Raw genomic sequence first — 14,217 nt, forward strand, 5'->3', positions numbered from 1 at the left:
AGCTCTAATCACAATCCTGGTAAAAACGTATGATCTACCATACATTACTTTCTCTTTATAATTAACAGATTTACAGGATTGCCAGGTAGGATGTGCAATGTAGTCCCGAAAAAAGGAATACCTTAAATCTGTAAAAAAGGTATTGTATTTAATTTGTTGTGCATTTAAGATTTTTGAATCAAAAAAGCGTCAATTCGAGTGCTTCGATACACTCAGGATGACAAGGATTATTGGTTTAAAAAAGCTATTCTCGATACATTTTGTCTTCATGTCATCTCGAGCGTAGTCGAGAGATCGTTACGACAAAACACTCGAATTGACGCTTTTTTTTACCATATTTTTCCCAAAAGCACAATGGGTATTATTTTTTATTTTTTTAATGCTCTGCGATATTCTGCTTTTTCTTCTGCAACTTTAAGCAGTTCTTTAGAACAACCTATCTCATACATATGCTTTGCCAGTTGATCACTTGCATATTCGTCTTGTAATGCTTCTATACTTAGGTTAAAAACCTCTGCTAATCTAGAAAGTTTCTTTTTATCAAAATCGCGTATCCCATTCTCTATTCTACTTAGATTTGCAAAATCTATATCTAGCAGACCTGCCAGTTGGGTTAGCGTATACCCATTTGTTGTTCTAAGCATTTTGATATATTCTCCAAACGTTTCTTTCATTCATTTTGTCATTCTTTGACAAATTTACTATTTTTTTTAATCCCATCATAACAATAGAATTTATTTTTTGGGACACTGGTGTTAAGAAACCGATCGTATATGCTGTAGCTGTATACAATCTAACAATTTGTATACGGTTTTAAGATGCCCTATCGTTCTTTGGTCTGCACTATGTATTTCTACTTTACTTAATATCCCCAGAATCCCATCTTTATATACTTCTAGGTCTTTTTCTTCTGTAAGTGGGATCTTAATATAGGTCTGGCACTTTTTTTGGTTGTTATCTATCATTGCTTGCATATATTTATGTAGATTATATACACAATATTACCTAAAATCAGTATTATATCAAAATATTATACTTAAAATTATTATTTATGTACTCTTTTTTTATATTTATATACTGAAAATAATGACAATTGAACATGACAAAACTTGGAAAATATCTAGATAACAGATCGATAAACAAGGCTAGTGTCTCTAGGAAAACTGGTATTAACAAAAATCGATTAAGTGAGCTTTCTAACAATTTTTCTACAAAAATTAAAGCAGACGAATTGTATCTCATTGCTTTAGCCATAGAAGTAGATGCCTGCGAATTGCTAGAACATGTTTGTGGGGATTTACAATTAAAAAAAGAAAGTAAATAATCGTACTGTAGTATGATTATAGACAGTATGTTAAAAAATAAATATAGATGGAATAAAGGATATATATCTTTTATTCCGTTGTTGTATACAATAAAAACAAACATTAATGATTCCAGACTTTTTAAAGAAATTTGAATCAGATTTAAAAAAATATGAACGAGAGTTTATTCGAATAAAGGCGAAACCTAGAAAAGAAAAACTTCTTGAAGATAATTTAGAATTAACTGATAGTAAATTCTTAGGATTTCCTTTTTTCCCAAAAGAGAAAGAATATCCGAAAGATAAAAACGGAAAGTCAATGATAATGATTGCTCAACTGAATTTTGAACAAATCCCTAAACTTGAACATTTTCCTGAGAATGGAATTCTACAACTCTTTCTTTCACCAACGGACTGGTATGATGAAGATTCAAAAATCATTTATCACTCAAAAGAAGAATTAAGTAAACAAGCATTAGCTGACTTTTCATTTCTATCAATTAACGATTACGAAGAAATGCCAATATATAAACTTCATCAACTTTCTTTTGAAAAAGGGATTGATAAAGGAGGTTCTGAGGACTCTCAGTTTGACTATCTCTTTGATGAAACCGATTATTGGGAGTTCACAGAAAGCTTGAATGAAGAACAAGAAAAACAATTCGGAGAATACTTTGACTCTACGGGACATAAAATTGGTGGATATGCCGAATTTACTCAATCAGATCCAAGAGATTATAATGTGGAACAAAGAAATGATATTCAAGTTTTACAAATTGATATTGATGATCACATAATGTTTGGAGATAGCGGAATTGGGCACATTTTTATAAATAAAGAGAATCTAATTAAAGAAGACTTTTCTAAAGCTTATTTTTATTGGGATTGTTGTTAAAAAATTACTGTACACAACACGATGTATAAAACATAGCTAATAAGTGCCAAATCGAAAGGTTTCGTTTATTTGCAAAGACCACCAAATTTTAAAGCCTGTGCTGAGCTTGTCGAAGTATGGCTTTTAGAATATAAAAATTAAAAACAAAATATAAAAATTCGGCTTTGTGTTAATCCGAAAAGTTAGTGTCTTTTTATATGCTACGTTCCATACACAAGTCCGTTAGCTACAATGCTCTGAGTATAACACTTTATATGAAAAATTGGTTATTCTTCCTTTCACTTTTACTACTGTTCAATTCTGCATTTGGACAAAACAAAAGTATAATTGACAGCTTAAAAGTAGTTAAGGAAACGCCCTACAACACTATTAATACAAATACTCTTAACGAAATAGGTTTACAACATGAGTCCCAGGAAAAATACCATAAAGTTTTGGTGATGCTCGATTCTGCTTACACACTAGCCTCTTCTACTAATAACAAGCAACAGCTAATGATAATAATGACCAACCAAGGAATAGCTTATACCCGGTTAGAGCAGCATCAAAAGGCTAACGAATTGTTTAAAGGCGCCTATGAAATTGCAACAGAAATTGGTTCTCTCTATCACCAGATGGAATTGGCAGGAAAATTAGCCACTAACAACGAAAGAGTAAAGAATTTCAAAAAGGCGGCTTCATATTATAAAATCCAAACTAATCTAAAAGACACCATCTTCAAAAATGATATGAAAATGGCAATTGCAGAAAAACATACTACATATGAAACACAACGAATCTTGAATGAAAAACTAAGTGAAGAACGTAAAAATGCAGAATTGCAAAAAGAAAATGTGATTAAAGACTTAAAACTGTTAGAAGAAAGAGCTGCTAACAAAAACTTAGTGCTTTGGGGTGGATTAAGTTTAGGACTAGTGATATTACTAGGGTTGATTTATTATCTTAATACTCGAGTAAAAGAGGCCAAATCAAAACGTGACGAAGAAACTGTACACTATAGAGCTGTGTTTGAGGCAGAGGAGAAAGAGCGTTCTCGTATTGCAAAAGATCTTCACGATGGCTTAGGCCAGTTGCTTTCTACAGCAAAATTAAATATTGCAGGGCTAGAAGACGAAGTAAATGAAGAGGATAAGATATTAGTTCAAAATTCAATGAACTTGATAGATGAGGCTGTAAATGAAGTACGCACTATTTCACACAATATGATGCCAGCCGCACTTATGGAATACGGATTGGTTTCTGCCATTGAATCATTTGCCAATACAATAAATGAGTCTAAAGCACTTCATGTTAATTTTAGCCACAAAGGAATGGATAACCGATTAGAGGAAAGTAAAGAAATTGCATTATACAGAGTTGTTCAAGAAGTTCTAAACAACATGATTAAATATGCCAAAGCAGATAAAATTACTGTAACATTGAATCGAATAAACAATAAGGCACACCTTTTAATTTCGGATAATGGAAAAGGATTTGATATAAGTACCATTCACCAAAGTAAAGGTATTGGCTGGCAAAATGTTTTTTCTAGAATATCCATGATAAATGGTGAAGTTGATGTTATTTCTACCGAGGGAAAAGGAACAGATATCCGAATTGACGTAATTCTTTAAATATGGAAACACCTGTGAAAATAATGATTATAGACGACCATCAAATGTTTATTGATGGAATTAAATCATTACTTCGAAAAGAGGAATACTTACAAATTGTATCAGAATACCTTTGTGCCGAAGATGCATTAGAGCAGCTCGAAAAAGATACCGTTGATATTGTTATTACAGATATTAGTATGCCAGGAATGAGTGGTATAGAACTTATTAAAACAATAAAATCTACTTACTCTAACTTAAAAGTACTTGTGCTATCGATGCATAACGACAAAGAAGTTGTTAGCGAAATAATGATGAGTGAAGCCGATGGCTATATCCTCAAAAATACAGGAAAACAAGAGCTCATTGAAGCACTAACCAGAATTACAGACAATGGTACTTATTACAGCAAAGAAGTCTTGTCTGTTATGGTGAACAAGGTTAAAAAAGAACGGAAAATTGAAGCCGAAACAAATGAACTAACAGATAGGGAAGTAAAAGTTCTCGAATTAATTTGCCAAGAATATAGTAGTCAAGAAATTGCAGACAAACTTTTTATAGGAAGGCGAACAGTTGATACACACCGTCAAAATATTCTTCGAAAAACAAAAGTAAAAACCATTGTAGGTCTTATTAAATATGGTATAAGAAACGGGTTTACCTCAGATTTCTAGTAGCATTCAACCTTCTTCTCCTTTGCTCTTCTGTAATCCTACGGATATAAAATCAGTACGATTACCTATTTTATCAATTACATATAAGAGGTAATTTTGCTGTATAAAATATTAAACATAAAGAAATTAAAAACAATCCTCATTCTTACTTTTTTAATACTATCATATTCTGCCAGCGCTAAGCACTGGCCCAAAAACGGTTTGTGAAGAGGGATTTGTGTTTTTGATGCTACAAGAACAAGGAGAGAATCTAATGAATAAACTAAAAAAGTAGCTAACAAAACACTAAAATGAATATGCGAATTGAGTCGTTTAGAAGGGCATTGTAAATCACGAACATGATTACTTCTAGTAACTGCAGAAACATACTCATTTAGTTGGAGGTTGTAAACCATAACTCAAAAAAACATTATCTAATTATGAAAAATTTATTTGTTGCATTATTTTTATTATCTATCTACACAAAATGTTCAAGTCAAACTAAAGCAGAAGCGCTTCTATCTTTGGGTGAAAAAATAGATATGCATAAACTTTATGATAGCGAAAAAAATTATAACTATCTGCTAGAGGAGGTTGACTTTAATCATAACAAAACGATTAAATTTATACAATTCTGTACAGCTTTTAAACTTTGTTCAACAGCATATTACTTAACCGCAAAAGAGTATTTAGAAATAACAGTTAAGCAAAAAGCAGATAGTAAATACATTCAAATATTTTTCCCCAATAATTCTATAGAGACTAAAAAGATTAACATAAAAACTGAAGAACATTTCGATGGGGAAACCGCATCTAGTATAACAATTTTTCTGGAAAAAGATACACCGCAGTCTGAAGTGAATAAAATAAAAAACGGATTTGTTGATCTATTAAAAATGTATACTATTGAAAAAAAGGACATTTTGGACTAAAAGTCAATTGTCTATAATGTTTATCAAAACTGTTATGTAGATGGTCTTTATTCTGATGGGAAAAAGAAGTATTCAAGTGTGCTTACCCAAATGTGTCCCTACGGTTCACAACAGCATGTGTAATTTAAGCTCTGGAGTTGCTAGCTTACTCAATCCATTTTCTAAATTCGCTTGTTGCAGATGCGCTTGTAATTAAATGTTGTTTGTAGTTTTTGATTGAAATTGCCAATCTGTCTCCAAAGTAAGGCTCAATTTTTTCGATGAAATTGATATTTACAATTTCACCACGATTAATTTGAAAAAACTCTTTTGGGTTTAACTCCTTTATTAAATCAGATAACTTGTAGCGAAATTCATTTTCTTTTCCGTTTTCATCAATCCCGATGCATTTTCCCGAATTAGATAAAATTGCTCCAGTATTTTTGGTACTTAAAATTTTTATTTCTGTTTTGGTTTTTATGATGATGCGTTCTTTGTAATTGTTGTTTAATCTGTGAATGGTTTCTGATATTTTCTTCCAATCAACCTCTTTGTTTTGTAGGCTTTCAAACTTTTCCATTGCTTTACTAAACTTGTTATAGCTAATAGGTTTTAGTAAATAAGCTATTCCGTTTACATCAAAAGCATCTTGGTAAAAAGTGTTGTAGGCGGTTGTAAAAATAATTGGGGATTTTATAATATTGGTTTTCAATAGAGAAAATACATTTCCGTCTAACAATTCAATATCAGAAAACACTAGATCTACTTGTTCATTGGCTTGATACCATTTTTCAACTTCTTCTTTGCTTTGTAACGAAGCTACAATTTCGATGTTGCCATTGTATCGAAGAATATGGTCCGAAATGATTTCAATATTTATGGCTTCGTCTTCTATGATTAGTACTTTCATATTTCAGAAATTAGCGGGATTTTGGCAATAAATTCAGTATCAGTTTCTGTAAAAATAACGTCTTTGTTAAAATTGATTTGATATTGACGTTTGAGGTAATCATTTCCTGTTCCTGTTCCGAGTGTAAAATCTACTTTATTTAGTTTGTTTTTTATCACAATAGTATCCTCTTTCAATGAAAGCGAAATCAACAGCGGGTTTTCTTCACTTCCTTTATTGTGTTTTATTGCATTTTCTACGCATAGTTGCAACGAACACGGAATGATAAAACCATCTGCATTTTCGATACTATTTTCAATTTGATACGTATTTCCAAAGCGTTTTTCCATTAAATTCATATAACTTATTAAGAATGATAGTTCATCTTTCAACTCGACCAATTGCTTTTTTCCGTGTTTTAAATAGTAACGATATACATCAGAAAAATCATCGATAAAACCTTCCATTTGCTCCGGTTGCTTTCTTGCTAATCCTGATAAAACACTCAAATTATTGAATAAAAAATGAGGTTCTAAATTCTTTTGCAGCATTTGCGATTGTAATGTTGCTTTTTCTTTTTCGGTTTGCTCCAATTCTAATGTGGTTTTTTGAGATTGTCTGAAATATAAAAATGCAGAAGTAAGCGCAAAAATATCAACAAGTATAAAAGCAACAGACATCGTGTTTATAAATCTAATCATAAAATCATATTCATTATTGTTCATTATAATACCCAAAAGAACATAATCAATAATAACACCTGCGATAACAAATAATAAAAAAGACAAAATATAAACCTTTACAAATTTTAGAATTGTATTTGTCATGTCTATTCTATTAATGACTTTCCAAGAAACTAGTACTGATATTACCGAAACTGCAGAGAATAGAAAAACAGAAACGTGGTCGAAATAACTATAAAAATCAATATCACTTTTAGTTCGTACGTTATGTAAAAGATAAATTTTACCAGCATTACCTAGTATTAATAGTGCAATGACTATTAAAACTTGTTTTAGATTTATTTTTTGATTGAAAACCTTCACTGCTTTGTAATTTTAGATGTACAAAATATATTTTTAATTTAAAACAAAGCCGTTTAAAGTATCTAATTCTTTAAAACCTGAGTTCGATCTAAGAAAATCACGTCAATTCGAGTGATCTGATACTTCGACATAGCTTAGTACAGGCTAGAAGATTGTATCGAGAATAGTGATTTTCTATTTAAAAAAAGCTATTCTCGATAGTCCTACTGAGCTTGCCGAAGTACAGTTTTTCTCCACGTCACCTCGAGCGTAATCGAGAGGTCATTCTGAAAAACCACTCGAATTGACGCTTTTTATAACATTTTAGCTTAGGTCGAACTCAGGTTTAAACAGCTTTATTTTCGATTAATTAGTTTTTGCTCTGTTTTGCTCTTCTTCGTTTCCAGAATTACGTTGCTTAACTTTTATCTTTTTGTTACCAAAGCTATAGTTTAGACCAATCTTCACACCTCGGGTATCGAAATAATTATAGTATGTTTGGTCTATTCCGTTAGTTTTGGTGTTTACACTCGTTGCCTTACGCTTTAAAATATCGTTTACGGCTACTGTACAATTTAGTTTTTTGTCTAGTAACGAAAATTTTAATCCCAGGTCTAGACTCACCATTTCAGATATTGAAAAATACATCAATTTTTGTGGCGAGGCATAAATAAGCGTGGTTTCTGCTTGTATTGTTTTTGCTTCGTTTAAATGGAATGTATTTCGGTTATACAATTGAAAATTCCATCTGCTTACTAATTCAGCGTCTAAATTAAATCCGTCTTTGTATTGTGTGTCCATTTTTGATACCGTTGCTTGGGTTGTCGTATTCCACCATTTTGTTGGGTTGTATATAAAAGTTTCAGTTAACCCATAATTATAAGCTGTATAAAAATTGTCAAATGTTACTACTATTCGTTGTTGTGCTCCATCTTCTGCTTTAATAATGTTGAAATATCCATTATCTACATAACTTACAAATGCTTTACTTATCAGTTTTCCTTTGTAAATGTGCTTTAATTCTAAATTCTCAGAAATTTGTGGTTTTAAAAACGGGTTTCCTTCTTGATACGAAATAGGATTAATATAAAATCGAAACGGATTTAAACGCTCAAAACTAGGACGTTGAATTCTTCTGCTATAACTTAAATTAAACATATTTTTTCTACTAGGAGTATACCCTAAAAATACAGATGGAAATAGTTTGTTATACGAATTGATATCGGTTTGATTGTTTGTTTCTGAAACTCCTTTTGTTCGAGTGTTTTCAAAACGAAGTCCGATTTTTGCTTGCCATTTTTCACCTAATGGTTTAGACATATCTGCATATATTGCATTAATATTTTCAGAATACATAAACTCATTACTTTGTGTTGGGTCAAAAATTGGTGTACCTGTAGTGGTATTGTAAAATGCTACATCACTATCTGTTTTTGTAATTGTGGTTTTAACTCCGTAAGAAAAATTAGCCCATTTGCCTGGGTGTTCCATATCTATTCTTCCGCTATAATTTTTAATGTTTTGATTGGTGCTATTTTTCGCCTCAAAATAGCTTTGGTTTGTAACAAATTGTTCGCTGCTAAAACCTCTATTAGAAGAATTATTAAAATTAAAGTAATCAACATCAATAGATAATTTTCTACCAAGCGTATCTAATTTTTGAATGTAATGAGCATTTATTGAGTGGTTTTTGTTTGTTGTCTCGGCGTTACCTTCATTAATAGTGTACGTTCCATTACCGTCATTTGTAAGTGTTCTTCCACCATCGGTTATACCTTTATCGTCAAACGAACCTGAGTATAAAACCCCGACAGTAGCGTTATTTGTTACATTGTAATCTAAACCCAGCCTGCCAGAAATCATACTTTCTTTATTTTTCATATCAAGATTTGATACGGTTGAAGCCGATGGATAAATAATATCAAATTGATTAAATTGTGCTGTATATCCTTTAGTTCCATTTAACGAAGCAATTAAACTTACTTTGTTTTTATTATAGTTAAATGTGTTTCCAAAATTAAATAATGGATATGTTGCTTGGGTGTAAGAAGTTCTTATTTGATTATTCCAGCTATTTTCTTTTGATTTTTTTAGAACAATATTAATAAGTCCACTATTACCTTCAGCATCATATTTCGATGGTGGTGTGGTAATAACTTCAATATCTTTAATATCATCGGATGCAATGCTGTTTAAATAAGCCGTTAATTCATTACCTGATAATTGTACAATTCTATCATTAACCATTACTCGTACATTTCCTTTCCCTACAATGGCTAATTTATCAGTATCTACATTTACACTTGGTGTAGCTTTTAGTGCATCAAGTGCGGTTCCACCAGTGCCAGCAACGGTATTTTCTACGTTAAAAACTAATCTATCTACTTTTTGTTGAATGAGTTTTTTACGTGCTGTAATTACGACTTCTTGTAGTTGTTGTCCTTCTTCTTCTAAAACGATTGTTCCGATATTAGATTGAGTAGGGTTTATTTTTTGGGTAGTAAATCCAACAAAACTAATTTCTATATATATATTTTCTTTCTTTGGCTCGATAGAAAACGCTCCGTTTTCATCAGAAATCACCCCATTAATTAGTGCATTATCAGTTGCGCTTTTTGCAACCACATTGGCAAATAGAATAGGTTGGTTTTGTTTATCGATTATTTTTCCTGTAAAAGTCTGTCCAAAACTAATTGAACAAATAAAAGCGATTAAAAATGTAGTTATGATTTTCATAGTGTATAATATTTCAAGATTAATGACACCTCAAAAGTATCTTGAGAGTGCAATTTTTGAAATAGCTGTACAATGAATTGAGGAAAAAATGAAATGAATTAGGGGAAATAAAAAAGGCGTTCAACAAAATTGTTAACCCCCTTTTTAATATTGCTAAACATAAACATAGATAGAATAAAGGATACCTATCATTTATTTCGTTGTTATGCTTAATACGAGAAAAAAATCAGGCAACCATTTTATCAGAATTTACGTCTATTAATTGAAGAACTTTAAAATCAATCAATAATGAACAAAAAACAATTCTGGAATCAACTTACAATATTTGTAATTGTACTTTTACTGATTTTATTAACAAGAGAATATTTTTCACAACAACTAATAGAAAACGGAATTGAGTCATATCAAACTCATACTTTCCTAAAAATTGGTGCAAACTTGATTTTGATCGTAGTTTCGTTTTTCTTCATTAAAAACAATGGACTCTTTAAAGTTGCTGGAATTAAAGGGACAAATCTAGAAAAATGGCACTTATTATTATTTCCGCTTATTTATTTAGTATTGCTTAACGCAATGATAATGGACGATATTGATACCAACATTCTATTTCCCAATATCGCTTTATTTTTAATCTATTCGATATCAATTGGATTTGCTGAAGAATTGAGTGTTAGAGGTTTTTTGCAATCACACTTGATAAACTACTTAGGAAATACAAAAAAGAATTTTATTTTATCTGTTTTTGTGTCTGCTTTATTTTTTGGGCTTATCCATATATTGAATTTTGACAAAGGAATTTATGGAGAATTATCCCAAGTTTGCTATGCTACTTTTATTGGGGTAATGTTTGGTGTTTTATTGGTGATTACAAAAAGAATTTATCCATTAATAATGGTGCATGCAATAATTGATTTTGTTGGTGACTTAGACTCAGCAGGATTTCCAATTAAAGAAAAAATAAGCGACCCAACATCAATCGAAAATGCTGTTATTATTACATTACTTGCTTTGCCTTGCTTATTGTATGGAATATTTCTAATGAAAAAGTATGAATTGATTGAACCAATAGAAAAGCATTAAGGGCTCCCGCTAGTATCTCACTAGTAGCATTACTACCCAGGTAACTCAAATAGATACTCATCGCTATCTATTTCTAAAATAGTATGTTAAAAAATAAACATAGGTGGAATAATATATATATTTTATTACATTGTTCCCCAATATTAATAAATGACATCCGGAATTCAAATAACTGAATCTGAATTGGAATTTCACGAATTCCCTGCAAAGGAAATTGGACTTGCCAAATTTTGCAAATCTTTTAAAATCCAACTGGACGAAATTAAATCTATTGCAATTAGTCCAAGATTGGCTTTGGATGACCAATCAATTTTTATTCTGATAATAGATAAAAGTAATAGAATTTATCCGATACCAGATCACGTGATGAGAACTCCAGGTTTATTGGATTTTGAAGAATATTTTGGACTAAATTCTATCTCTGATGAATGGCAAAAATTTGAATATGACGATCACTATGGGAAATTTGATAAAATAATTTATCCGAAAGAAAAATATTGGACAGACTTATTTAAAAATAACTGGAAACTGACAATAAGGAGGTTATATAGCTGGGCGCAACCAAAATCTTTTTATGGAACACTAAATAAAGAAAACATTGGGTAACACCATATATGTGATACATTCCAAAAAGCTAAATAAATGAGCAAAATAGGACTTGATACTTATAAATTATACTGTAAATATGGTATAGCTCAATGGGAAGAAGATCGAACAGGAAAGCCCAAAGATGTTCCTGAAAATATTGGAAAGGATTTTGAGACAATCGCAACTATATCCAATAATCTTTATATGATTAAGTCAGGTTTTTATAGTAGTAAACTTGAGGAAGAAATGAAAAAGGAAATTCTGGAATTGAAAATAAAAATAACAGACAAGGTATATGAGTATATCGAACGAGATGAAAAAATATTTCCAGAAAGAAAGCTGAATTTTTTACAACGTATTTTGAACAAAATTTAAAACGATATCACAACACCATATATGTGATCATAGCAGCTAAGTGATCAATCGATTGGTTAGTTTATTTTGATGTGGTGCAATGTTAGTAGGAAACAAAAGTTAGAGTAACCGATGTATAAAAAAAATTGAAAAGCAGGGTAACATTTTGCTCTGCTACGACACATAATTAAACATTAGCAACAAGCCGAAAATAAAATGGAAGGAATAAAAAGCATAATTGATCATTTCCAAAATAGAGATTATTTTGACGAACATTATGAATGGGTGAATGAGCATATTGAAAAACACTTCCCTGATGCCGAAGTAAAAGTCTTTCACGAGATAATGACTTTTGACTTTAAAGTGCACGTACATTTAATAAAAGCAAAGTCTTCTAAGTTCGATATTTTGATTACATCAGGAATGAGTTCTTTAGAAATGAAAATTCCTCAAGAAGCCGAAAACCCCAAAGATCTAAGATTTGCTGAAATGATGATGTTAATTCCAAAAGGAATGGAATTTAAAAATGTTTATACCGGTGACAAAAAAAATGATTACATAATTTCAATGTTAAAGCGAACTGCTAAATTCCCTCATCAGGAAGGCAGCTGGATAGGAATTGGACATTCCATAGTTTCCGACGCCGACTTTGAACCCTATGGAAATGATACGGAATTTGTAGGTGGAGTAATTTTACCTTCAGTAACTTTTGACGAAAATTTCACAAAAATTAAAAAGGACGGAAGGATTATAAATATTTACAGTTTTTTTCCTCTTTATAAAAATGAAGTTGAGTATAAAATTAATAATGGCTACAATGCCTTATTAGACAAAATAATAGAAGCTGATTCGAAAGAGATATTAAATCCTAAAAGAAAAAACTTAATAAAAAAAGAATCTTTTATCAGTAAATTTTTAAAATAGGAAGTTGGACGATTTTTAGAAAACTAGTCATTGAAAAAGAAAAAAGAAGACATAAGGAATCAAATTCTAAAAAAGGTAAAGTACTATCGAAATAGTAGAGGAATAATATTTTTTGACAATCCAAATAATCAATTTAAAGAAAATATAGTTTTAGATAATAACGAATTAGAAGTTCTTTTAATCAAACTTAAAAGGTCAAGAAAAATTATTGTGACAACAAAACATATCTACTCTATTGACAAAAACTTAACCACTAAAATTTTAGCACAAGACATTGATAGATTTGATTATATGGAGTTTATTAATGGAGAAAAAATCATTGAAGGAGGATCTAAAATTAAAATAATGTTACTTCGATTTAAAATGAATTTTCGAATAGGAAATTATAGAATTGTTCAACGGAATGGTTCTTTCACCGAATTAATAATTTGGAGGACACGATTTGCTGACTGCTTGAATGGTTGTATTAAGAAATTAAAGTTTGTTGGAAATAAATATGACGCAATATAAAAAAACCAGTGCCTAACAATTTGTATATTACATATGCCGCCTTCGGCAAGCAAACACAACATACAAGAAACGTTGTAGCACATTAAAAATAAATGAGGAATAAACGGAATTTAAAAATCATTGGGCTTTATCTAATTAGCATGTTCTGTATTATAAGCTATTTATTACTGGAGAGCTCTGATTCAATAACGGAATTTAATCAAAAAGCGGATAATTTTCGGACTGACACTGGTTTCTTTGTCTTCATCACAACAGGGTTATTCAAGTATGGGTTGCTGCTAATTGGAACTAGTGTTTTTACAGTCCTTACTTTCTTATTGTTTAAAGAAAAAAGTACAACGAACGAATAAAAGCTAACTTGGTAATATCATATACAACTCGTGAAACTATATAACCCGCTTTTTTCAATAATTGTAATAATTGTTCAATTGATATTATCTCTAAAAGATCATTATCAGTTTCTAGAGACGAAAAACGCAAATCCTGAACTTTTCGAATTAATAAATTATCGTATTACTTATGATACTCTTTTCCTATTTGTCTTGATTATTGGATTTTATGAAATGCTGACTAAACCAGGTTGGTTTAAAACAATAATTCGAATATTTTTAGTGTGTATTGTTTTGGCAACGCAGCTTTCTGGGTTTATTCCGATTGAGGATTTTTACTATGGTGTTTATAATACTGCTTGGTTTTCTTCTGTTGTTGTTTTTATATTAGCTTTATGGAAAATCATGAAAAAAGCCAGCAGGTAACA

At 30.7% G+C, this 14,217-nt stretch carries 16 protein-coding genes; 11 read left to right on the plus strand and 5 right to left on the minus strand.

Annotated elements, in window-relative coordinates:
• Positions 1-368: 368 nt before the first annotated feature.
• Positions 369-674, minus strand: a complete 306-nt coding sequence (locus tag Z053_RS0112440; protein WP_025665339.1) for a helix-turn-helix domain-containing protein — start codon at positions 672-674, stop codon at positions 369-371.
• An 81-nt stretch (positions 675-755) separates the two neighbouring features.
• Complete coding sequence (locus tag Z053_RS0112445; protein WP_025665340.1) at positions 756-974, minus strand: hypothetical protein; 219 nt, start codon at positions 972-974, stop codon at positions 756-758.
• 125 nt (positions 975-1,099) lie between these two features.
• Here Z053_RS0112445 and Z053_RS0112450 point away from each other — a divergent pair, with 125 nt between their 5' ends.
• From Z053_RS0112450 to Z053_RS0112475, 5 genes are all read left to right on the plus strand, one after another.
• The gene (locus tag Z053_RS0112450) at positions 1,100-1,324 is read left to right on the plus strand and encodes a helix-turn-helix domain-containing protein (protein ID WP_025665341.1); all 225 of its coding nucleotides are present in this window, start codon (positions 1,100-1,102) and stop codon (positions 1,322-1,324) included.
• Positions 1,325-1,430: 106 nt separating this feature from the next.
• Positions 1,431-2,198: a YwqG family protein gene (locus Z053_RS0112455; protein WP_025665342.1), complete on the plus strand. Its 768-nt coding sequence runs from the start codon at positions 1,431-1,433 to the stop codon at positions 2,196-2,198.
• Positions 2,199-2,452: 254 nt separating this feature from the next.
• Entirely contained in the window at positions 2,453-3,811 is a 1,359-nt protein-coding gene (locus Z053_RS0112460) for an ATP-binding protein (RefSeq protein WP_025665343.1), read from the plus strand.
• A gap of 2 nt (positions 3,812-3,813) precedes the next feature.
• The gene (locus tag Z053_RS0112465) at positions 3,814-4,464 is read left to right on the plus strand and encodes a response regulator transcription factor (RefSeq protein ID WP_025665344.1); all 651 of its coding nucleotides are present in this window, start codon (positions 3,814-3,816) and stop codon (positions 4,462-4,464) included.
• A 419-nt stretch (positions 4,465-4,883) separates the two neighbouring features.
• A complete protein-coding gene (locus Z053_RS0112475; protein WP_025665346.1) occupies positions 4,884-5,375 on the plus strand; it encodes a hypothetical protein in 492 nt (163 codons plus the stop codon).
• A 145-nt stretch (positions 5,376-5,520) separates the two neighbouring features.
• Here Z053_RS0112475 and Z053_RS0112480 read toward each other — a convergent pair whose 3' ends face one another.
• The 3 genes from Z053_RS0112480 to Z053_RS0112490 all read right to left on the minus strand — a co-directional run bounded on the left by Z053_RS0112480 (position 5,521) and on the right by Z053_RS0112490 (position 10,004).
• Complete coding sequence (locus Z053_RS0112480) at positions 5,521-6,264, minus strand: LytR/AlgR family response regulator transcription factor (RefSeq protein WP_025665347.1); 744 nt, start codon at positions 6,262-6,264, stop codon at positions 5,521-5,523.
• Complete coding sequence (locus Z053_RS0112485) at positions 6,261-7,289, minus strand: sensor histidine kinase (RefSeq protein WP_025665348.1); 1,029 nt, start codon at positions 7,287-7,289, stop codon at positions 6,261-6,263. The genes Z053_RS0112480 and Z053_RS0112485 overlap by 4 nt, the downstream gene beginning before the upstream one ends.
• A 345-nt stretch (positions 7,290-7,634) precedes the next feature.
• Complete coding sequence (locus Z053_RS0112490; RefSeq protein ID WP_025665349.1) at positions 7,635-10,004, minus strand: outer membrane beta-barrel family protein; 2,370 nt, start codon at positions 10,002-10,004, stop codon at positions 7,635-7,637.
• Between the two features lie 288 nt (positions 10,005-10,292).
• Between Z053_RS0112490 and Z053_RS0112495 the strand changes: the two genes are divergently transcribed.
• The 6 genes from Z053_RS0112495 (at position 10,293) to Z053_RS0112520 (ending at position 14,215) form a co-directional block, all read left to right on the plus strand.
• Complete coding sequence (locus tag Z053_RS0112495) at positions 10,293-11,084, plus strand: CPBP family intramembrane glutamic endopeptidase (RefSeq protein WP_025665350.1); 792 nt, start codon at positions 10,293-10,295, stop codon at positions 11,082-11,084.
• A 183-nt stretch (positions 11,085-11,267) separates the two neighbouring features.
• Entirely contained in the window at positions 11,268-11,690 is a 423-nt protein-coding gene (locus tag Z053_RS0112500; RefSeq protein ID WP_152538298.1) for a hypothetical protein, read from the plus strand.
• A 36-nt stretch (positions 11,691-11,726) separates the two neighbouring features.
• Positions 11,727-12,047, plus strand: coding sequence for a hypothetical protein (locus Z053_RS0112505; RefSeq protein ID WP_025665352.1), 321 nt, complete (start codon positions 11,727-11,729; stop codon positions 12,045-12,047).
• Between the two features lie 195 nt (positions 12,048-12,242).
• Positions 12,243-12,950 carry a suppressor of fused domain protein gene (locus tag Z053_RS0112510; RefSeq protein ID WP_025665353.1) on the plus strand — a complete coding sequence of 236 codons (708 nt, stop codon included), beginning with the start codon at positions 12,243-12,245 and terminating at the stop codon, positions 12,948-12,950.
• 30 nt (positions 12,951-12,980) lie between these two features.
• Complete coding sequence (locus Z053_RS0112515) at positions 12,981-13,460, plus strand: hypothetical protein (protein ID WP_025665354.1); 480 nt, start codon at positions 12,981-12,983, stop codon at positions 13,458-13,460.
• Positions 13,461-13,888: 428 nt separating this feature from the next.
• Positions 13,889-14,215 (plus strand): hypothetical protein, encoded by a 327-nt coding sequence (locus Z053_RS0112520; protein ID WP_025665355.1) that lies wholly within the window; start codon positions 13,889-13,891, stop codon positions 14,213-14,215.
• Positions 14,216-14,217: the final 2 nt, after the last annotated feature.

Source organism: Aquimarina megaterium XH134 (assembly GCF_000520975.1).
GTDB lineage: Bacteria > Bacteroidota > Bacteroidia > Flavobacteriales > Flavobacteriaceae > Aquimarina > Aquimarina megaterium.

Coding starts and splice junctions, on each gene's coding strand:
- Z053_RS0112510 (WP_025665353.1), top strand. CDS start 12,243: ATGGAAGGAATAAAAAGCATAATTGATCATTTCCAAAATAGAGATTAT.
- Z053_RS0112440 (WP_025665339.1), bottom strand. CDS start 674: ATGAAAGAAACGTTTGGAGAATATATCAAAATGCTTAGAACAACAAAT.
- Z053_RS0112495 (WP_025665350.1), top strand. CDS start 10,293: ATGAACAAAAAACAATTCTGGAATCAACTTACAATATTTGTAATTGTA.
- Z053_RS0112450 (WP_025665341.1), top strand. CDS start 1,100: ATGACAAAACTTGGAAAATATCTAGATAACAGATCGATAAACAAGGCT.
- Z053_RS0112490 (WP_025665349.1), bottom strand. CDS start 10,004: ATGAAAATCATAACTACATTTTTAATCGCTTTTATTTGTTCAATTAGT.
- Z053_RS0112460 (WP_025665343.1), top strand. CDS start 2,453: ATGAAAAATTGGTTATTCTTCCTTTCACTTTTACTACTGTTCAATTCT.
- Z053_RS0112465 (WP_025665344.1), top strand. CDS start 3,814: ATGGAAACACCTGTGAAAATAATGATTATAGACGACCATCAAATGTTT.
- Z053_RS0112505 (WP_025665352.1), top strand. CDS start 11,727: ATGAGCAAAATAGGACTTGATACTTATAAATTATACTGTAAATATGGT.
- Z053_RS0112455 (WP_025665342.1), top strand. CDS start 1,431: ATGATTCCAGACTTTTTAAAGAAATTTGAATCAGATTTAAAAAAATAT.
- Z053_RS0112480 (WP_025665347.1), bottom strand. CDS start 6,264: ATGAAAGTACTAATCATAGAAGACGAAGCCATAAATATTGAAATCATT.
- Z053_RS0112475 (WP_025665346.1), top strand. CDS start 4,884: ATGAAAAATTTATTTGTTGCATTATTTTTATTATCTATCTACACAAAA.
- Z053_RS0112445 (WP_025665340.1), bottom strand. CDS start 974: ATGCAAGCAATGATAGATAACAACCAAAAAAAGTGCCAGACCTATATT.